Annotated in this window: 16 protein-coding genes and 2 tRNA genes; 7 read left to right on the top strand and 11 right to left on the bottom strand. The window is 70.3% G+C overall.

Features of this window, described 5'->3' with window-relative positions:
* The first annotated feature begins 148 nt into the window (after nt 1-148).
* The 3 genes from IM787_RS10035 to IM787_RS10025 are packed head-to-tail and all read left to right on the top strand — an operon-like array spanning nt 149 to nt 4,148.
* On the top strand, nt 149-1,423 hold the full coding sequence (locus tag IM787_RS10035; protein ID WP_354004391.1) for an amidase: 1,275 nt from the start codon (nt 149-151) through the stop codon (nt 1,421-1,423).
* Nucleotides 1,420-2,694, top strand: coding sequence for a D-amino acid dehydrogenase (locus IM787_RS10030; protein WP_193676531.1), 1,275 nt, complete (start codon nt 1,420-1,422; stop codon nt 2,692-2,694). Before IM787_RS10035 ends, IM787_RS10030 begins: the two co-directional genes overlap by 4 nt.
* 23 nt (nt 2,695-2,717) lie before the next feature.
* The gene (locus IM787_RS10025) at nt 2,718-4,148 is read left to right on the top strand and encodes an NAD(P)H-hydrate dehydratase (protein ID WP_193676530.1); all 1,431 of its coding nucleotides are present in this window, start codon (nt 2,718-2,720) and stop codon (nt 4,146-4,148) included.
* Here IM787_RS10025 and IM787_RS10020 read toward each other — a convergent pair.
* Nucleotides 4,145-4,906 carry an SDR family oxidoreductase gene (locus IM787_RS10020; protein ID WP_193676529.1) on the bottom strand — a complete coding sequence of 254 codons (762 nt, stop codon included), beginning with the start codon at nt 4,904-4,906 and terminating at the stop codon, nt 4,145-4,147. The two genes, IM787_RS10025 and IM787_RS10020, sit on opposite strands and share 4 nt — an antisense overlap.
* Nucleotides 4,907-4,940: 34 nt before the next feature.
* Entirely contained in the window at nt 4,941-7,211 is a 2,271-nt protein-coding gene (gene rnr / locus IM787_RS10015) for a ribonuclease R (RefSeq protein ID WP_193676528.1), read from the bottom strand.
* Between the two features lie 18 nt (nt 7,212-7,229).
* Here rnr and IM787_RS10010 point away from each other — a divergent pair.
* A tRNA-Leu gene (locus tag IM787_RS10010) sits at nt 7,230-7,314 on the top strand.
* A gap of 106 nt (nt 7,315-7,420) precedes the next feature.
* Here IM787_RS10010 and rimO read toward each other — a convergent pair.
* The 5 genes from rimO to IM787_RS09985 form a co-directional block, all read right to left on the bottom strand.
* On the bottom strand, nt 7,421-8,809 hold the full coding sequence (gene rimO / locus IM787_RS10005; protein WP_193676527.1) for a 30S ribosomal protein S12 methylthiotransferase RimO: 1,389 nt from the start codon (nt 8,807-8,809) through the stop codon (nt 7,421-7,423).
* Between the two features lie 28 nt (nt 8,810-8,837).
* Nucleotides 8,838-9,365, bottom strand: a complete 528-nt coding sequence (phaR, locus tag IM787_RS10000) for a polyhydroxyalkanoate synthesis repressor PhaR (RefSeq protein ID WP_193676526.1) — start codon at nt 9,363-9,365, stop codon at nt 8,838-8,840.
* A 123-nt stretch (nt 9,366-9,488) separates the two neighbouring features.
* A tRNA-Val gene (locus IM787_RS09995) sits at nt 9,489-9,565 on the bottom strand.
* A gap of 239 nt (nt 9,566-9,804) precedes the next feature.
* Nucleotides 9,805-12,009: a RelA/SpoT family protein gene (locus IM787_RS09990; protein ID WP_193676525.1), complete on the bottom strand. Its 2,205-nt coding sequence runs from the start codon at nt 12,007-12,009 to the stop codon at nt 9,805-9,807.
* A complete protein-coding gene (locus IM787_RS09985) occupies nt 11,981-12,925 on the bottom strand; it encodes an alpha/beta fold hydrolase (protein ID WP_193676524.1) in 945 nt (314 codons plus the stop codon). The genes IM787_RS09990 and IM787_RS09985 overlap by 29 nt, the downstream gene beginning before the upstream one ends.
* Before the next feature lie 75 nt (nt 12,926-13,000).
* Here IM787_RS09985 and IM787_RS09980 point away from each other — a divergent pair, with 75 nt between their 5' ends.
* Nucleotides 13,001-13,768: a 3-hydroxybutyrate dehydrogenase gene (locus IM787_RS09980; protein ID WP_193676523.1), complete on the top strand. Its 768-nt coding sequence runs from the start codon at nt 13,001-13,003 to the stop codon at nt 13,766-13,768.
* 400 nt (nt 13,769-14,168) lie between these two features.
* On the opposite strand, the gene IM787_RS09975 is transcribed toward IM787_RS09980, so the two are convergent.
* From IM787_RS09975 to IM787_RS09960, 4 genes are all read right to left on the bottom strand, one after another.
* Nucleotides 14,169-14,987, bottom strand: a complete 819-nt coding sequence (locus IM787_RS09975) for a metallophosphoesterase family protein (protein WP_193676522.1) — start codon at nt 14,985-14,987, stop codon at nt 14,169-14,171.
* Nucleotides 14,984-15,973: a diacylglycerol/lipid kinase family protein gene (locus IM787_RS09970; RefSeq protein ID WP_193676521.1), complete on the bottom strand. Its 990-nt coding sequence runs from the start codon at nt 15,971-15,973 to the stop codon at nt 14,984-14,986. Before IM787_RS09970 ends, IM787_RS09975 begins: the two co-directional genes overlap by 4 nt.
* Nucleotides 15,974-16,042: 69 nt before the next feature.
* Nucleotides 16,043-16,750, bottom strand: a complete 708-nt coding sequence (locus IM787_RS09965; protein WP_193676520.1) for an SIMPL domain-containing protein — start codon at nt 16,748-16,750, stop codon at nt 16,043-16,045.
* The gene (locus IM787_RS09960; RefSeq protein WP_193676519.1) at nt 16,747-16,977 is read right to left on the bottom strand and encodes a hypothetical protein; all 231 of its coding nucleotides are present in this window, start codon (nt 16,975-16,977) and stop codon (nt 16,747-16,749) included. The genes IM787_RS09965 and IM787_RS09960 overlap by 4 nt, the downstream gene beginning before the upstream one ends.
* Nucleotides 16,978-17,142: 165 nt before the next feature.
* Here IM787_RS09960 and ompR point away from each other — a divergent pair, with 165 nt between their 5' ends.
* Entirely contained in the window at nt 17,143-17,874 is a 732-nt protein-coding gene (gene ompR, locus IM787_RS09955) for an osmolarity response regulator transcription factor OmpR (protein ID WP_187076032.1), read from the top strand.
* Nucleotides 17,875-17,956: 82 nt separating this feature from the next.
* Entirely contained in the window at nt 17,957-19,432 is a 1,476-nt protein-coding gene (locus IM787_RS09950; protein ID WP_227494257.1) for a sensor histidine kinase, read from the top strand.
* Nucleotides 19,433-19,524: the final 92 nt, after the last annotated feature.

Raw genomic sequence — 19,524 nt, 5'->3', positions numbered from 1 at the left:
CGCAACGTGAAGTTTTCGTTGCGGCACCTTTGAGGGGCCGAACTCGCGATTTGCCTTGCCGTCTTCGGCGGCGCGCGACGTGCGTGCCACCCGGCAAAACCCGCGGATTCTAGCATAGGCCCCCATGCCATCGCCTGCCGTTCCCCCCGTGCCCACCCTTGACGCGGCGCGTGCCGCCGCAGCGTCGGCCGCCTGCCGGCACGCGTTCCTCTCCACCCGCTTCGACGAGGCGGCGCGCGAGCCGGCGCGGCCCGGCCCCCTGGCCGGCTGGCCGGTGTCGGTCAAGGACCTCTTCGACATGCAGGGCGTGGTCACCACCGCCGGCTCGGTGGTGCTGGCCGGTGCGCCGCCCGCGACGCAAGACGCCACCGCCGTCGCGCGGCTGAAGGCGGCCGGCGCCGTCGTGGTAGGCCGCACCAACATGACCGAGTTCGCCTTTTCGGGCGTCGGCGTCAACCCGCACCACGGCACCCCGGCCAACCCGGCGGACGGCGCGGTGGCGCGCATCCCCGGCGGCTCCTCGTCGGGGGCCGCGGTGTCGGTGGCGGCCGGCGCGGCGCGGCTGGGCCTCGGCTCGGACACCGGCGGCTCGATCCGCATCCCGGCCGCGCTGTGCGGCATCGTCGGCTTCAAGAACACGGCGCGGCTGGTCCCCACCGACGGCGCCTTCCCTCTTTCCACCACGCTGGACACGGTCTGCGCGATGACGCGCACGGTGGCCGACGCGATCGCCGCCCACGAGGTGCTGGCCGCCCGCCGGGTGGCGCGCGATGACCGTCCGCTGGCGGCCTGCCGCTTCGCCGTGGCCACGACGCAGATGCTCGACGGTACCGATGCGACGGTCGCACGGGCTTTCGAACGCACGCTGGCGCGGCTGCGAGCCGCCGGCGCCCGCATCGACGAGATCCCGCTGGCCCAGGTGCGCGAGCTCGGCACCCTGCAGGCCACGGGCGGCTTCGCGGCGGCGGAGAGCTACTGGATCCACCGCCACCTGCTGGCGCAGCATGCGGACGGCTACGACCCGCGCGTGCGCACCCGCATCGAGCGCGGCCTGAACATGAAGGCCTGGGAATACGTCGAGCTGTGCCATGCCCGCAAGGCCTGGATCGCCGAGGTGGAACAGGGACTTTCGGGCTACGACGCGGTGCTCTCGCCCACCGTCCCCATGGTGGCGCCCCCCATCGAGGAAGTCGCGCCCGGCGCGGCCCGCGACGAGGCCTTCTTCCGGGTCAATGCGCTGCTCCTGCGCAACACCAGCGTCGTCAACATGCTCGATGGCTGTGCGCTTTCGCTCCCGTGCCACGAGAATGGCGAGCTTCCGGTCGGCCTGATGCTCTGGCACGGCGCGCTGCGGGACGATACGATCCTGAACTGCGCGCTGCAGGTCGAGCGCCTGCTGTCCCCCAATTCCCCCGACGAATGAGAATCGCCATCGTGGGCGCCGGCATCATCGGCGTGACCACAGCGTACGAGCTGGCCGCCGACGGCCATGAAGTCACCGTGTTCGAGCGGCACGGCGCCGCCGCGCTCGAAACCAGCTTTGCCAACGCGGGCGTGGTCGCGCCCGGCTACGTCACGCCCTGGGCCGCGCCCGGCATGGCGTCCAAGGTCGCCCGCTACCTCTTCAGCCGGCATGCGCCCGTGCGCGTGTGCTGGCCGCTCGCCGCCCACGAGGTGCGGTGGATGCTGCGCTGGCGCAGCGCCTGCGAGCTCGAGACCTACCTCGCCAACCGCGCGCGCCTGCAGCGCCTGGCCTTCTACAGCCGCAGCCGGCTGCACTACCTCACCGAGGAACTGCAGCTGGAATACGACCGCAGCCAGGGCTACACGGTGCTGCTGCGTTCGGAGAAGGACCGCCGCATGGTGCAGCCCGGTCTGCAGGTGCTGCGCGATGCGGGCGTGCGCTTCCAGGAGATCGACGCGGAGCAGACGCGCAAGATCGAACCCGCGATCAACGCCGACACCGAGTTCCTGGGCGCCGTGCACCTGCCCGACGACGAGGTCGGCAACTGCCGCCAGTTCGCGCTGTTGCTGAAGAACGAGGCGCAGGGGCTGGGCGCGCGCTTCGAGTTCAATTGCGCCGTGGCGCCGCTGGACCCGTCGCAGCCGACCCTGCTGCGCGTGACGCGCGACAACAATGCCGCGCCGGAGACGGTGCGCTTCGACGCGGTCGTCGTCTGCAGCGGCGTGGCCTCGGCGGCGCTGCTGCGTCCGGTCGGCCTCAAGGTCCCCCTGGCGGCGGTGCACGGCTACTCCATCAGCGCGCCGATCCGCGAGCCGCTGAACGCCCCGCGCAGCGGCGTGATGGACGAGCGCTACAAGGTCGCGATCTCGCGCCTGGGCAACCGGGTGCGCGTCTCCGGCAGCGCCGAGATCGGCGGCCAGCCGAGCGTCAAGCGTCCCGGCGCGATCCAGACGCTGTACAAAGTGCTGCACGACTGGTTTCCCGGCGCCGCGCAGCTCGCCAACACGGGCGCGGCGGTGCAGGAGTGGAAGGGCGCGCGTCCCATGCTGCCGGACGGGCCGCCCGTGCTGGGCGCCACCGGCATCCCCGGCGTGTGGATCAACATCGGCCACGGCTCCAGCGGCTGGGCCCTGTCGTGCGGCAGCGCGCGGGTGGTGGCCGACCTGATGTCCGCGCGCGCCCCCGACGTCGACCTGGAAGGCCTCGGCGTCGAGCGGCTGGCGGGCTGACGCGCGGCGGGTACGATCCCGCCATGCAGCGCGTCACCCCGGAGCGGTACTGGTCTGTCCACGACATCGCGGCCACGCGGCGCATCGAACAGCGCGCCGCGGCCGCCCTGCCCCCCCATGCGCTGATGCGGCGTGCCGGGCTCGCGGTGGCGCGGCTCGCGCTGGCCGTCGCGCCGCACGCGCGGACGGTCTGGGTGGCCTGCGGTCCGGGCAACAACGGCGGCGACGGCTTCGAGGCCGCACTGCACCTGAAAGCGTGGGGCAAGGAGCCCCTCGTCACCCAGGTGGGCGACGAGGCACGGATGCCCCTGGACGCGCGCGACGCTTTGCAGCGCGCACGCGCCGCGGGGGTCCAGTTCGCCGGCGAAGCACCCGCGCAATGCGAGTTGGCGATCGACGCCCTGCTGGGCATCGGCAGCACGCGCCCGCCCGAGGGGCGGCTACGCGATCTCATGGTGCAGATGACGGCGCGGGCCCGGGCCGTGCTCTCGGTCGACGTGCCGTCCGGACTGGACGCGGATACCGGCAGCCGGGCCGCGACGGTCCTCGCCACGCACACGCTCAGCCTGCTCACCTTGAAGCCGGGACTGTTCACGGCGCAGGGGCGCGATGCTTGCGGCCAGGTGTGGTTCGACGATCTCGGCCACGAGGACATCGAGGGGGAAAGGCCAGTGGCGCAGCTCGTGGGGCCGCCCGTCCCGTGGCCGCGGCCCCATGCCAGCCACAAGGGCAGCTACGGCGACGTCGCCGTGGTCGGCGGCGCGCCCGGCATGGCGGGAGCGGCGGTGCTCGCGGCACGCGCCGCCCTGCACCACGGCGCGGGACGGGTCTTCGTCGGCTTCCTCGATCCCTCGGCGCCTGCCTTCGACGCGTCGCAACCGGACCTGATGGTGCGTCCGCTGGACACGCTCGACTTCCGGGACATGGCGCTCGCCTGCGGATGCGGCGGCGGCGATGCCGTCGCGGCGGTGCTGCCGCGCGCGCTGCGTGCGCGGGCGCTGGTGCTGGACGCCGACGCGCTCAATGCCATCGCGGCGGATGCGCAGCTGCAGGCACAGCTCGAGGCACGCGGCCGGCGCGGCTCGCCCACCGTGCTGACGCCGCATCCGCTGGAAGCGGCACGGCTGCTGGGTTCGACCACGGCCTGCGTGCAGGGCGACCGGCTCGTGGCCGCCCGCGACCTCGCGCAGCGCTTCGGCAGCGTCGTGGTCCTCAAGGGTTCGGGATCGGTGATCGCGGCGCCGGACGGCCGCACATGGATCAATCCGACCGGAAATGCGCGCCTGGCCATTGCGGGCACCGGGGACGTCCTCGCCGGCATGATCGCCGCGCGCCTGGCAGCCGGGGAAGAAGCGGCAACGGCGGCCACCGCCGCCGTCTACCTGCACGGACTCGCCGCCGACCGCTGGCCGGCCGGCCGTCCGCTGACGGCCAGCGCCCTGGCCAGCGCCTAGCCGCGGCCCACGAAGGGCATCTTGGTGGCCATCACCGTGTGGTACAGGATGTTGGCCTCCAGCGGCAGGCTGGCCATGTACAGGATGGACTTGCCGACGATCTCGACATCCATCAGCGGCTCCACCGCGATCTCGCCGTTGGCCTGCGGCACGCCCTTGGCCATGCGCGCGGCCAGGTCCGTCATCGCATTGCCGATGTCGATCTGCCCCACGGCGATGTCGTAGCGGCGGCCGTCGAGCGATGCCGTCTTGGTCAGCCCGGTCACCGCGTGCTTGGTTGCCGTGTAGGCGATCGAATGGGGGCGCGGCGCGTGGGCGGAGATCGAGCCGTTGTTGATGATGCGGCCGCCCCTGGGCTGCTGCGCCTTCATCACGCGAAAGGCGTTCTGGATGCCGTAGAACATGCCGTTCAGGTTGGTGTCGACCACCGACTTCCAGTCGGCGACCGACATGTCCTCCAGCGGCGCCGCCGGCAGGCCGCGGCCGGCGTTGTTGAACAGCAGGTCGACCCGGCCGAAGGCGCGCACCGTCTCGTCGAACAGCTTGCGCACCGCGTCGGGGTCGGTCATGTCGGTCGGCACCGCCAGCGCGCGGCCTTCGCCCTTCGCCACGACTTCCTGCAGCGGCTCGGGCCGGCGGCCCGCCACCACCACGCGCCAGCCGCCGCCCAGCAGTGCCAGCGCCGCGGCGCGGCCGATGCCGGTGCCGCCGCCCGTGACGATCGCGACCTGCCCGGCCGCCCCTTGTGTGTTCGCCATGTCGTCCCCTCGTTCGTGTGTGGGCTGCGCCGCGTCAGCGGCGGCTCTTGCGCGCGGCGCGCGTCTTGGCGGCGACCTTCTTGGCGGCGCCCTTGACCGCCTCCAGCGGCGACTTCGCCGCCTTGCCGGCCACCTTCTTGGCGGCGCGCTTGGCCGATGCCTTCGTCGGCACGCCTTCGGTGCGGCCGGCGGCCACGCCCTTGTCCTTCATCGCCCGCGCCAGCAATTCCTCGCCCTCGCGTACCAGGCGGAAGTCGATCTTGCGGCCGTCCAGGTCGACGCGGCTTACCTGCACGCGCAGGCGCGTGCCGATGGCGTAACGGATGCCGGTGCGCTCGCCGCGCAGTTCCTGCCGCGCCTCGTCGAACTTGAAGTACTCGCCCCCCAGTTCGGTGATGTGCACCAGGCCCTCGACGTACATCGCGTCCAGCGTGACGAAGATGCCGAAGCTGGTGGCCGCCGTGACCACGCCGGAGTACTCCTCGCCCAGGTGGTCGCGCATGTACTTGCACTTGAGCCAGGCCTCGACGTCGCGGCTGGCCTCGTCGGCCCGCCGTTCGTTGGCGCTGCAGTGCAGGCCGGCGGCCTCCCAGGCCTGCATCTCGCGCGGGGTGGCGATGACCTTGGCCTTCGGCTTCTGGGACGGCGGCGCCACGCGCGCCGCCAGGCGGCGCGCCAGTTTCTCGTGGGCCTCGCCCGGCGTCGGCAGCACCGGCAGCTGGTAGCGTTCCTTCGACAGGATCGCCTTGATCACGCGGTGGACCAGCAGGTCCGGGTAGCGGCGGATCGGGCTGGTGAAGTGCGTGTAGGCCTCGTAGGCCAGGCCGAAGTGGCCGCTGTTGTGCGGCGAGTAGATCGCCTGCTGCATGGAGCGCAGCAGCATCGTGCTGATCTGCTGGGCGTCCGGCCGCTCCTTGGTGGCCAGCGCGATCTTCTGGAACTCGCCCGGCGTGGGGTCGTCGGAGATCGTCAGGCCCACGGCCATCGCCTTCAGGTAGGTCTTGAGGATCTCCTTCTTCTCGGGCGTCGGGCCTTCGTGCACCCGGAACAGGCCGGGGTGCTGCGCCTGCAGGATGAAGTCGGCGGAGCAGACGTTGGCGGCCAGCATGGCCTCCTCGATCAGCTTGTGCGCGTCGTTGCGCACGCGCGGCACGATCTGCTCGATGCGGCCGTTCTCGTCGCAGATGATCTGCGTCTCGGTGGTCTCGAAGTCGACCGCCCCGCGCACGTTGCGCGCCTTCAGCAGCGCGCGGTAGACGTCGTGCAGGTTCAGGAAGTGCGGCACCAGGTCCTTGCGGCGCGCGGCTTCCGGACCGCGCGTGTTCGCCAGGATGGCGGCGACCTCGGTATAGGTCATGCGCGCGTGGCTGTGCATCACCGCCGGATAGAACTGGTAGGCGTGCACGTCGCCGGTGGCCGTCACCAGCATGTCGCACACCATGCAGAGGCGGTCGACCTCGGGGTTCAGCGAGCACAGGCCGTTGGACAGCTTCTCCGGCAGCATCGGGATGACGCGGCGCGGGAAGTAGACCGAGGTGGCGCGCTCGTAGGCGTCGACGTCGATCGCGCTGCCGGTCTCCACGTACTGGCTCACGTCCGCGATGGCGACCAGCAGGCGCCAGCCCTTGCCGCGGCCGACCTTGGCCGGTTCGCAGTACACCGCGTCGTCGAAGTCGCGCGCGTCCTCGCCGTCGATGGTCACCAGCGGCACGTCGGTCAGGTCGACGCGGCCCTTCTTGTCCTGCGGGCGCACCTTGTCCGGCAGCGAGCGGGCCTGCGCGATGCAGGCGTCGGAGAACTCGTGCGGCACGCTGTACTTGCGCACGGCGATCTCGATCTCCATGCCGGGGTCGTCGACCTCGCCCAGCACTTCCTTGACGCGGCCGACCGGCTGGCCGTAGAGGCTCGGCGGCTCGGTGAGTTCGACCACGACGACCTGCCCCGCCTTGGCGAGGCCGGTCGCTCCCTTCGGGATCAGCACGTCCTGGCCGTAGCGCTTGTCTTCCGGCGCGACCAGCCAGACGCCGCTCTCGTGCAGCAGCCGCCCGATGATGGGATGCGGCGGCCGCTCGATGATCTCGAGCACGCGGCCTTCGGGGCGGCCCCGCCTGTCCTGCCGCACGATGCGTGCACGCACGCGGTCGCGGTGCAGCACCGCGCGCATCTCGTTGGGAGGCAGGTAGATGTCGGACTCGCCGTCGTCGCGCACCACGTAGCCGTGGCCGTCGCGGTGGCCCTGGATCACGCCCTCGATCTCGTCGAGGAGGCCGGAGCCGTTGTTTCGTTCGATGTTTTTGCTATACAATCTTGTTTTTCCTGAAATGCCCAGGTGGCGGAATTGGTAGACGCACTAGTTTCAGGTACTAGCGGGTAACTCCGTGGAGGTTCGAGTCCTCTCCTGGGCACCAACTCTCGAATCCGAGAGCGATGATAAAGCCGGCACCGCCGGCTTTGTTGTTTGTGTTGCAGATAAAAAGCCGCCCTCGAAGGCGGCTTTTTCGTTGGGGACCGGCCTCAGACCGGCTCCGCCACGAGGTCGTGCCCGTCGGTACCGACGATCCGCGCCTGGGTGAACTCGCCGACGGCCAGGCGCTTGCTCAACTTCTGCGGCGGCAGCAGCCGCACGGTGCCGTCGATCTCCGGCGCATCCGCGTACGAGCGGCCGACCCCACCTTTCCTGCCCAGGGCCGGCGCCGAATCCACCAGCACCTGCATCGTGGCGCCCACGCGCCGCTGCAGCCGGGCGGCCGAAACCTCTTCGGCCACCGCCATGAAACGCGCGCGGCGCTCCTCGCGCAGCTCCGCCGGCAGCATGCCGGGGATGTCGTTGGCCGCCGCGCCCTCCACCGGGCTGTAGGCGAAGCAACCCGCGCGGTCGATCTGCGCCCCGCGCACGAAGTCCAGCAGGTGCTGGAACTCGGCTTCGGTCTCGCCGGGGAAACCGGCGATGAAGGTGCTGCGCACCACGAGCTCCGGGCACATCTCGCGCCAGCGCGCGATGCGTTCCAGGTTGCGCTCGCCGCTGGCCGGCCGCTTCATGCGCCTGAGCACGTCGGGGTGGCTGTGCTGGAAAGGCACGTCCAGGTAAGGCAGCACCAGGCCCTGCGCCATCAGCGGCACCACTTCGTCGACGTGCGGGTACGGGTACACGTAGTGCAGCCGGACCCAGGCGCCGAAGGGCGCGGCCAGTTCGCCGAGCGCCTGCACCAGTTCCAGCATGCGCGTCTTCACCGGCCGGCCGTCGAAGAAGCCGGTGCGGTACTTGACGTCGACGCCGTAGGCCGAGGTGTCCTGGCTGACCACCAGCAGTTCCTTCACGCCGCTTTCGAACAGCGCCCGCGCCTCCTTGAGAACGTCGCCGACGGGGCGGCTCACGAGGTCGCCGCGCATCGACGGGATGATGCAGAAGGTGCAGCGGTGGTTGCAGCCCTCGCTGATCTTCAGGTAGGCGTAGTGCTTGGGCGTGAGCTTGATGCCCGCGGCCGGCACCAGGTCGACGAAGGGGTCGTGCGGCTTGGGCAGGTGCGCGTGGACCGCATCCATCACTTCCTGCGTCGCATGCGGGCCGGTCACCGCCAGCACGGACGGGTGCACGTCGCGCACCATGTTGCCGCCGGTGTCGCCCGTACGCGCGCCCAGGCAGCCCGTGACGATGACCTTGCCGTTGGCGGCCAGGGCTTCGCCGATGGTGTCCAGGCTCTCCTTCACCGCGTCGTCGATGAAGCCGCAGGTGTTGACGATCACCAGGTCCGCGCCCTCGAAGGTCTTGGACGTGGCGTAGCCTTCCGCGCTGAGCTGCGTGAGGATCAGTTCGGAATCGGTCAGCGCCTTGGGGCAGCCGAGGCTGACGAAGCCCACCTTGGGCGTCGTCGTGGAGGTCTCGGGGACGGCTATCTCGCTCATCCCCACATTGTCCCAGTTATCGGAAGTCCTATTTCTTCAGGCCGAATGCGCCGAGCATCTGCTCGGTGTTCTTCTGCATCTGTTCCTGCATGGTCTCGAACATGCGCTTCGACTGTTCCATGTAGTTGCCCGCGACGCCCGGCACCGGCACGGCCGCGAACTGGGCCCACATCTCGGGCGTCAGGCCCTTGGACTGTTCGGCCATCTGGGTCTGCAGGTCGGTGAAGGCCTGCACGTTCTTCTCGAGGTACGTCCCCATGAAGCCCTGCATGGCGTGCCCGTAGAAGCGGATGATGTTGGCCAGCGCCGCCTCGCTGAACATCGGCGCGCCGCCCGCCTCTTCTTCCAGGATGATCTGCAGCAGGATGCTGCGCGTCAGGTCCTCGTTGGTCTTGGCGTCGCGCACCACGAAGGGGTGGTTCTCCATCACCAGCTGCTTCACTTCGGCCAGCGTGATGTACGTGGACGTCTCGGTGTCGTAGAGCCTGCGGTTCGGGTACTTCTTGATGACGCGCTGCGCCGGCTTCGCCGCGCCGGGGGCTTTCTTGCTGGTCACGAACGTGGCTCCTCTGGAGGCAGGCTCTGGCGGCCCGCGCTGTTGCGTTGCAGCAGATTCTCAGGGAGGGGCCACGCGTGCGGTCCGGGGGTCAACCCTTACCGTGGACGGAGCAATGGAATTTGGTAGGCGCGATTGGACTCGAACCAACGACCCCCACCATGTCAAGGTGGTGCTCTAACCAGCTGAGCTACGCGCCTGTCGTTGAGCCGGCAATGATAACCCATAAAAGTCGTGCCGACTTTTATGGGTTGCATTTTTGAAGCGTGTGGCGAGGACCGGCGGAGCCGGATCCTCGCCACAGATGCGATCGCGCTGCATGTGATTCCGCGCGATCCGGTGCCGCTAGCGGAGAGCCCCGTCGCACGCGCGGGGCGGAGGACACCGGCAACGTGCCGTGTCGCACCGGGCACCGCCCGCCGCGACACGCCCCGAGGATTCAGCGCCGCCGCGCCGACCGCACCCCGCTGATGTCCCGCACCGACACCAGCACCCGCGCCAGCTTCTGCGAATCCGCGATCTCCACCGTGAACGTCATCCAGGCGGTGCCTTTCACCGACTGCGTCTGCACGCCGATCACGTTCATCTTCTCCTTGGCGAAGACTTCGGAGATGTCGCGCAGCAGGCCCTGGCGGTCGGTGGCTTCGATCGAGACGTCGACCGGGTAGACAGCTGCATCGGTACCCGCCTTCGGCTTGCCCCACTCCACCTCGATCACGCGCTCCGGGCTGCGCGAGGCGATCTCGTGGAAGTTGGAGCAGTCGTTGCGGTGGATGCTCACGCCCTTGCCGCGGGTGACGAACCCGCTGATCGCATCCGGCGGCGCGGGCTTGCAGCAGCGCGCCAGCTGCGTCATCAGCGAGTCGACGCCCACCACCAGCACGCCGCCCTTGGACGATTTCGGCGCGCTCGGCCGCCACTTCTTGGCGAGCAGCGCCTCGTCCTCGCTCGGCGGCGGGGCGACGGGCTGCAGCAGCACCTCGATGTTGCGCAGCGAGTATTCGTCCTTGCCGACCACGCCGAACAGGTCGTCGGCGGACTTGAACCCGAGCTGCGACGCCAGGTCGTCCAGCTTCACCGAGGTGCGGCCGAGCCGCTGCAGCAGGCGCTCCACCAGCTCGCGGCCGCGCGCCACCGTCTCGTGCCGGACCTGCTCGTTGAACCAGGCGCGCACCTTCGCGCGCCCGCGATGGCTGGCGAGGAAGCCCAGCTCCGGGTTCAGCCAGTCGCGCGACGGCCCGCCCTCCTTCGCCGCGACGATCTCCACCGTCTGGCCGTTCGCCAGCGGCTTGTTCAGCGGCACCATGGCCCCGTCCACCCGCGCGCCGCGGCAGCGGTGCCCGAGGTTCGTGTGCAGTGTGTAGGCGAAATCGACCGCCGTCGCGCCCTTGGGAAGTTCCACGATCGCGGCCTGCGGCGTCAGCACGTAGATGCGGTCCTCGAACAGTCCGGCCTCGGCGGAGCCGGCCAGGTCGCGCTCCCAGGCCAGCAGCTGACGCAGCACCGCGATCTTGGTGTCGTACTCGCTCGAGGCGCTGACGCCGCCGTAGCCCTTCTGCCCCGCTTCCTTGTACGCCCAGTGCGCGGCCACGCCATGCTCGGCGTGGTCGTGCATCTTCTGCGTGCGGATCTGGATCTCGATGGGTCGGCCGGCCGCATCGCGCACCACGGTGTGCAGCGACTGGTAGCCGTTCGGCTTGGGCCGCGCGATGTAGTCGTCGAATTCGTCCAGGATGGGCGAGAACCGCGCGTGCACCCAGGCCAGCGCGGCATAGCAATCCTTCACGTCCGGCACGATCACGCGCAGGGCCCGCACGTCGAGCACCTGTTCGAAGTCCAGCGACTTGCCGCGCATCTTCTTGACGATGCTGTAGATGTGCTTGGGCCGGCCATGCACCTGCGCGGTGATGCCCTGCGCCTTCAGCTCGCGCTCCAGCTCGCTGCGCAACTGCTCGACGTACTGCTCGCGCTCCACCCGCTTCTCGTCCAGCCACCGGGCCACGCGCTTGTACGTTTCCGGCTCCAGGAAGCGGAAGGCGAGGTCTTCCATCTCCCATTTCACCGGCCAGATGCCCAGCCGGTTCGCGAGCGGCGCGAACACCTGGAGCGCCTCGCGGGCGACGCCCGGCTGCACCACCTGCTTGGTGGCGGCGTAGTAGCGCAGCGTCTGCAGGCGCGAAGCCAGCCGGAGCATCACCACCCGCAGGTCGCGCGAGAACGCGAGCAGCATCTTGCGGACGTTCTCGGTCTGCTCGCGCGGATCGTCCGCCGCATCGCCGGCATCCCGTGCCTGGCGCTGCACGGCCACCAGCTTGTTGGTCTCGATGGCCAGCGCCGCGTAGCTCTCGCCGAAGGCCTTGGCGATGACTTCCTGCGGCTTGTTCAGGTGCGCGCAGGCATAGACCAGGTAGCTGGCCGCCTGCATGGCCTCGGAGCCGCCCATGGCTTTCAGGATGGCGGCCACGGCGTCGGCGTGCGCCAGCGTGTTCTCGCCGGTGTCCAGGGTCTCGCCGGCGATCAGCGGTTCCGCGAACGCGCGTGCCCGCGACAGCGCGTGCGCCTGCTGCGGCAGCGCCTGTTCGGCCGCCGCCACGAGCTCGGGCACCGGCGCCAGCTCACCCTGTTCCGCTGTGTGGCTCTTCATCGATGGCGGTATCGGTGGCCAGGAGGAAGCCGGTCACGGCCTCCACCTGGTCGGATGCAATGAGGGTGGGCGCGTGGCCCACGCCCGCGAATTCGACCAGCCGCGGCTTCGGGCCGCGGCGGCACATTTCGGCCGCCGTCTCCCGCGACAGCAGGTCCGACTGGGCGCCGCGCAGCAGCAGCGTGCGCGCGCGGATGCCGTCATACAGCTGCCACAACGCGGCCTGCCCGGCTTTCGCCGCGACCTCGTCGAGCGCCCGGAAGGGCACCGCGATCGCCGGGTCGTAGTGCAGCGTGAAGCCGCCCTCGGGCAGCGGCTTCACCATGGCCTGCGACAGCGCCAGCCAGGCCTCGGGCGCGTGCGGGCCGAAACCTTGCGACACCTGCCACATGGCATCGGCTGCCTGCTGCACGGACTCGAAGCGGCCCACGTGGCCGAGATAGGTGCCGATGCGCTGCAGCGCGGCCCACTGGATGACCGGCCCGACGTCGTTCAGCACCAGCCTTCGCAGGGGCACCGGCAGCGGCACGTGGGGCGCTCCGGCCAGCGCCATGCCGATCAGCCCGCCCATGCTGGTGCCGACCCAGTCGAGCGTCCGCACCGGCGCCTCCTGGTGCAGCTGGCCCAGCATCTGCAGCATGTCCGCCGCATAGGTGGGGATGCCGTAGCCCATGGGGTCGCGCAGCCACTCGCTGCGGCCGCGGCCCACGACGTCGGGGCAGGCGACGCGCACGCCCGGCCCGCCGGCGGCGAGCAGTGCACGTGCCAGCGTGTCGAAGTCGCGGCCCTGCCGCGACAGGCCGTGCGCGCAGACGACGAGGTGCGGCGCGTCGGAGGCGCCCCACAGCCAGTACGCCATGCGATGGCTGCCGGTCGCGTCCGGGCAGGATACGTAGTTCAGCGTAGGGACGGTCATGGATGCGCGTGCGGGCCGGATGCGATTACGCTCGGCCGCATCATCGTAAAGCAATCGCGCGCAGGAGAGATTCCCATGCTCAAAGGCAAGACCGCCCTCGTCACCGGCTCCACCAGCGGCATCGGCCTGGGCATCGCCAAGGCGCTGGCGCGGCAGGGCGCCGGCATCGTCCTCAATGGCTTCGGCGACAGCAGCGGTCCGAAGGCCGAGGTCGAGGCGCTGGGCGTGCGCGTCGGCTACCACGCGGCCGACATGAGCAAGCCGGCCGACATCGAGGACATGATGCAGTACGCGGCCAGCTTCGGCGGCGTCGACATCCTGGTCAACAACGCCGGCATCCAGCACGTCGCGCCCATCGAGGACTTCCCGCCCGAACGGTGGGACGCCATCCTCGCCATCAACCTCACCAGTGCCTTCCACACCACCCGGCTGGCGCTGCCCGCGATGAAGAAGGCCGGCTGGGGCCGGATCATCAACGTGGCCTCGGTGCACGGACTGGTCGCCTCGGCCCAGAAGTCCGCCTATGTCGCCGCCAAGCACGGCATCGTCGGCCTGACCAAGGTCACCGCGCTCGAGAACGCCACCACGGGCATCACCTGCAACGCGATCTGCCCGGGCTGGGTGCTGACGCCGCTGGTGCAGAAGCAGGTGGATGCGCGGGCGCAGCAGTTCGGGCTGTCGAACGAGGACGCCAAGAAGCAGCTGCTGGCCGAGAAGGAGCCGTCGCTGCAGTTCACGACGCCCGAGGAGCTCGGGGAACTGGCAGTCTTCTTCTGCTCCGACGCGGCGAAGAACGTGCGCGGCGTGGCGTGGAACATGGATGGGGGCTGGGCGGCGCAATAGGCGCACACCCGTCATTCCCGCGCAGGCGGGAATCCAGGGCGCCCGCATTCCTCCCGGGTCCGTCGCGCCAGGCGGCGGGCGGTGCCGTCCCGCGGTGCCTCGCCCTGCACTCCGCTATCGCTCGTTCCGGGTGCGCTGGAAGGCTGCTCCCGGCGGCGATCCGGCCTAACTCACTTCCGAGTTTGCCGCGCGCGGCAAACTCTCCGTTCAAACAGAAGCCCGGAAATCAGTGCACAGTCGCAGCCGGGAACAGCCTTCCAGCCGAGGCCCCTGATTGCGGGCCGGCACCGCCCGCCGCCTGGCGCGACGTTCGAGGCCGGAGGTGGGCCTGTCGGCCCCCTAGTCAAAGCCCTGGATCCCCGCCGCCGCGGGGATGACGGCGGGGGCGGGGAAAGGCAGGTTACTCGCCCAGCGTCAGATCGTACGGATGCGTCATCTCGAACCGGCACTCCGCCAGGTCGAAGTCCCAGCGCTCCACCTTGCACTGCCGCGGGGCGCCCTCCCCTGGCGGCGACCAGCGGATGATGTTGATCGAGTTCGGCGAGCCATGCCGGACGCGGTGCGACAAGGCGGTGCCGGCCTGGACGCAGAACATCGGGCGCGGCGCGGCCGGCTTGGCAAGGGCACAGACGTCGCTCACGTACGGCAGGTGGATGTGCCCGCCCAGCACCAGGTCGGCCCCCGCGCGGGCCCAGGCCTGCACCGCGACTTCGCCGCCATGCAGGCGGTCCTTCTCGTCCTCGGGCCGCATCACGCAGGCGGGCTGGTGCGTCACCACCACCCGCAGCTGCTCGCGCCGCGCCTTGTGCAGGCGCTGCACGACGCGGTTCACCTGCTTGACCGAGACCACGCCGTCCTTGTGCCGCTCCGGCCGCGTGGTGTTCACGCCCAGCACCAGCACGTCGGCGAACTCCAGCTCCGGCTCCAGGTCGTCGCCGAAGCAGGCCTTGTAGCCGGCGTACGGCGCAAGCAGCCTGGCCGCCACGTTGTACAGCGGGATGTCGTGGTTGCCCGGCAGCGTCAGCAGGTGCGGCACGCCCAGCGAATCGCAGAAGGCGCGCGCGGCCTGAAACTGCGCGGCGCGCGCGCGCTGCGTGATGTCGCCGCTCAGGATGACGGCATCCGGCTTCTGCTCGCGCACGAGCGCCTGCAGGGCGGCGACCACCGGGGGTTCCTCGGTGCCGAAGTGGGTGTCGGAGATGTGCAGCAGGACCGTCATTTGGGCGGCAGGCGCTCCTCGAGGGGCGGCAGCATCACCCGCAACGGCTTGGGCGAGACGGTGAAGCGGATCGGCAGCTCCATGAACTGCACCTCGCCATCGGTGGCCACCTTCAGCCGGCGCGCGTTGCGCGAGCTGACGGTGATGGAGCGCAGCGGGAAGGCCTGGATGCGCCCGTCGTCGCCCAGGGTGCCGAACGCGGCCGAAGCCACCATGCGCAGCTTGGCCCACCAGCGCATCGTGGGCACCAGCAGGCACGCCATGCGGCCCTGCCCCACCTGCTCCACCACGTAGTCCTGGATGCCCACGCGCTGCAGCTGCAAGCGGTTGTTGCAGAGGAACACACTTGCCGTGCGCAGTTGCGCCAGCTCGCCGTCCATCTCGCTGTCCAGCGTGAGCTGCAGCCGCCATTCCAGCAGGCTCTTCAGCGCGGCCAGCATGGCGATCCAGCGCCGGCGGCCGAGCCGCTGCTTGACCTCTTCGCGGTCGGCGAGCAGCTTGGGATAGAGGCCGACGGAGGCGTTCACCAGGAACACCTTCTCGTTGGCCAGGCAGACCTGCACCGGCTCGGGCGCCGCATGCAGGAGGAAGCGCGTGGCTTCCGCGGCGTCGAGCGACAAGCCCAGTTCGCGGGCGAACAGGTTGAAGGTGCCCTGGGCGATGAGGCCCAGGGGACAGTCATGCGTCAGCGCGGCCTGCGCCGCGCAATTGATGGTGCCGTCGCCGCCGGCGCCCACCAGCACCCCGCCCTGCTCGCTGGCGAGCTTGGCCGCCTGCTGGCAGGCCTGCAGGATCTCGCCCGGCGGCACCGGGACGAACTGGTAGCGGCGGCCCGCGCGCTGGAGTTCGGCTTCGATCGCCTCGCGCACGCCGCCCTTCTCCTCCTTGCCGGAACCTTCGTTCAGCACGATGAAGAATTCCGCATCGGCGCGCTGCGCGCGCGCCGGCGTGGCGGCTTCTTGCATCGGGGAGAGGACAGCGGACATGCGGCACAGCTTAGCCGTGCGCGCACGGCTGGCCTGTCGGACTGCAGCCTGCCCGGGGATGGGCGCAGGTCAGCGCAGCTGTACCGAACCCGAGACGATGACCACCACCGAAGCCTTGCCCGGCTCGACCGGCACGGCGGATTCCATCGACGCGGCCTTGGCGTCCTGCGCCATCATCCGCATGCGGGGGGCGAAGCCCGGCTCGTTGGTGTTCACGGCGACCTCGCGCAGCGTGTAGCCGGCGAAGCCGAAGCCGCGGGCGAGCTCCTGCGCCTTGGCCTTGAAGCGTTCGATGGCCATCGCCTGCGCCTCGGTCTCCACGCGCGCGCGCTGCTCCCGGCTCAGGCCGAAGCTCACGCCGCCCAGCGTCATGGTGGTGATCCGGCCGGCGGTCTGGGTGATGCGCGCCAGGTCGCGGCCTTCCAGGATCAGTTCGGCGGTGCCGGTCCAGCCGCTGATGCGGCCTTCGCGGTTGTGCCGCGGGTAGATCGCGAAGTTGCCGGTGCGCACGTCCAGCTGTCCCGGCTGCGCCGCCTTCTTCGCCTCGGCCAGCGCCGCATCGAGCGCCGTCTTCAGCTGCGTCTGCACGACCCCCGGGTCCTGGCCGTCGCGCGCCGTGCTCAGGGTCATCGTCAGCAGGTCCTGCTGCACCTCGACGCGTCCTTCGGCCTGCAGCTGCAGCACGTTCTGGGGCGGCGTGGCGGTGATCGTCTGGGCGGGAGCGGTCATGGCGGCGGCGGCCAGCGCGCAGCCGGCCAGCAGGTGTCGGGGGTTCATCGTTTTCCTTGTCGTTTTGGTGGGATGGACGGCGCCGCCTGCTCCAGGAGCTGGCGGCGCAGCTCCGCCCGCTCGCTCGCGCTGAGTGCGCGCGGCGACGGCGCGGAGCCGGGATGGTATTGCTGCAGCACCTCGCGCAGGTGGACGACGTGGGGGTTCGGAGGCGGCGCCGCGCCCACGTTCGTGGTCGCGCAGGCCACCGCGAGGGATGCGGCGAGGTACTTCATCCCCCTCAGAACGCGTGGCCCGCGGGACGGTTCACTTCCCTCTTGTCACTGCGCTCCTGCTGGGGCAACATTTGTAACACAGTGAAAAGCCAACGGTGAAAACCCGGATTCGGGTGGATTCGGCCTTCAGAATCGGCGCTGTTACAAATTGGACCCTGGAGAACCATGACCCAAGCTGCAGCACGGACCGACAAGATCCTGGTGGTGGACGACGACGCCCGCATCCGCGACCTGCTCCGCCGCTACCTGACGCAGGAAGGCTTCGAGGTCATCCTGGCCGAAGACGGCAAGGCGCTCAACCGCCTGATGCTGCGCGAAACGGCCGACCTGATCGTGCTGGACCTGATGATGCCGGGGGAAGACGGCCTGTCCATCTGCCGCCGCCTGCGGGCCGCGAACGACCGCACGCCGATCATCATGCTCACCGCCAAGGGCGAGGACGTCGACCGCATCGTGGGCCTGGAAGTCGGCGCCGACGACTACCTGGGCAAGCCCTTCAACCCGCGCGAGCTGCTGGCCCGCGTCCACGCGGTGCTGCGCCGCCGGCCGGCGCAGGAAGCGCCGGGCGCGCCCTCCTCCGAGAACGAGGTCGTTTCCTTCGGCCCGTTCGCCTTCGACCTCGGGGCCCGCACCCTGCGCAAGAACGGCGAGGAACTGCCGCTGACCACCGGCGAGTTCGCCATGCTCAAGGCGCTGGTGCGCCATCCGCGCCAGCCGCTGTCGCGCGAGAAGCTGGCGCAGCTGGCCCGCGGCCGCGAGTTCGAGCCCTTCGACCGCAGCCTGGACGTGCAGGTCTCGCGCCTGCGCAAGCTCATCGAGGCCGACCCCGCCTCGCCGCGCTACATCCAGACCGTGTGGGGCGTGGGCTACGTCTTCGTGCCGGACGGCGCGGGTTGAACCCTCCCCGGGGCGCCGCGGATGACAAGACCTTCCGCGTGCGCTCCAATCACGGCATGACAGGCAAGCATTCGTTGGGACCATGATCCGTGCCGTGATGACGCAGGCCGAACAGACCAGCCCGGCGCCGCTGGAGACCGCCCCGGCGCCGCTGGAGATGCGGCCCCGGCTGGGCCTTTCCCTCTTCTGGCGCACCTTCTTCCTGCTGTCGCTGCTGCTGATCGGCTCGGTGGTGGCGTGGCTGCAGACCTTCCGCGCGCTGGAATTCGAGCCGCGCGCCATGCAGACGGCGCAGCAGATCGCGTCGCTGGTGAACCTCAGCCGCGCGGCGCTGGTGCACGCCGACCCGATCGCGCGCGTGTCCCTGATCAAGACCCTGGCCGACCAGGAGGGCGTGCGCATCCTGCCGCGCGAGCCGAAGGACAAGTTCGCCTCCATCACCGGCAGCGCCATGGACCGGCGCATCGTCGACGAACTGGTCGGGCGCCTCGGCAGCGGCACGCTGATGGCCAGTGCCGTCAACGGCGAGGAAGGCCTGTGGGTCGGCTTCAAGATCGACCGCGACGACTACTGGATGCTGATGGACCGCACGCGGTTCTCCCAGGTCGGTGGCCGCACCTGGCTGGTCTGGCTGATCACGGCGGCCGCCCTGTCGCTCGCCGGCGCCGCGGTCATCGCGCGCCTGATCAACCGGCCGTTGAAGCAGCTGTCTTTCGCCGCCAGCCGCGTGCGCGACGGCGACTTCGACGCCAGCCGCCTCGACGAGAAGGCGGTCACCAGCGAGATCCGCGAGGTGAACATCGGCTTCAACCGCATGGCGCAGCAGCTGGCCAAGATCGAGCAGGACCGCGCGGTCATGCTGGCCGGCATCTCGCACGACCTGCGCACGCCCCTGGCGCGCCTGCGCCTGGAAACCGAGATGAGCGTGGTCGACGCCGATGCGCGCGAGCACATGGCCGCCGACATCGACCAGCTCGACGCCATCATCGACAAGTTCCTGGACTACGCGCGGCCGGACCACGCGGAGCTCAAGCCGGTGGTGCTGAACGACGTCGTCGAAGCCTGCATGTACGCGATCGAGGACCATGGCGACATCCGCGTCAACGTCGACATGCCCAAGAACATGCAGGTGCTGGCGGACGAAGTCGAACTGGCCCGCGTCATCTCCAACCTTCTGGAGAACGCCCGCCGCTACGGCAAGACGCCGGAGACCGGCGTTGCCGTGGTGGACATCGCCGCGCGCGCGCGCAACGAATGGGTGCTGCTGAAGGTGCGCGACCATGGCATGGGCGTGTCGCCGGAGGCCCTGCCCAACCTGGTCAAGCCCTTCTTCCGCGGCGACGCGGCCCGGACCGCCGCCACCGGCGCCGGCCTGGGACTGGCGATCGTCGACAAGACGGTGCAGCGCATGGGCGGGATCTTCGCGCTGTCGAACACCACGTCCGGCGGCCTCGCCGCGCACATCAAGCTGCAGCGCCCGCGGCAGATGCCCCCGGTGCCGGGCGGCGCGAACCGCGAGTCGGAAAACCGCGGGGCGGCGCGCGAAGCGACGGCCTGAGCAGGCCTCGTCATCCCCGCGGAGGCGGGGACCCAGGGCTCCCGCATCTACAGCGCCAAACGTCGCGCCAGGCGGTGCGCGGTGCAGGCCCG

The organism is Ramlibacter pallidus (assembly GCF_015070875.1).
GTDB classification, from domain to species: Bacteria; Pseudomonadota; Gammaproteobacteria; order Burkholderiales; family Burkholderiaceae_C; genus Ramlibacter; species Ramlibacter pallidus.
Note: the sequence above shows the minus strand (reverse complement) of the source record. Positions and strands in the feature narration are given on the sequence as shown.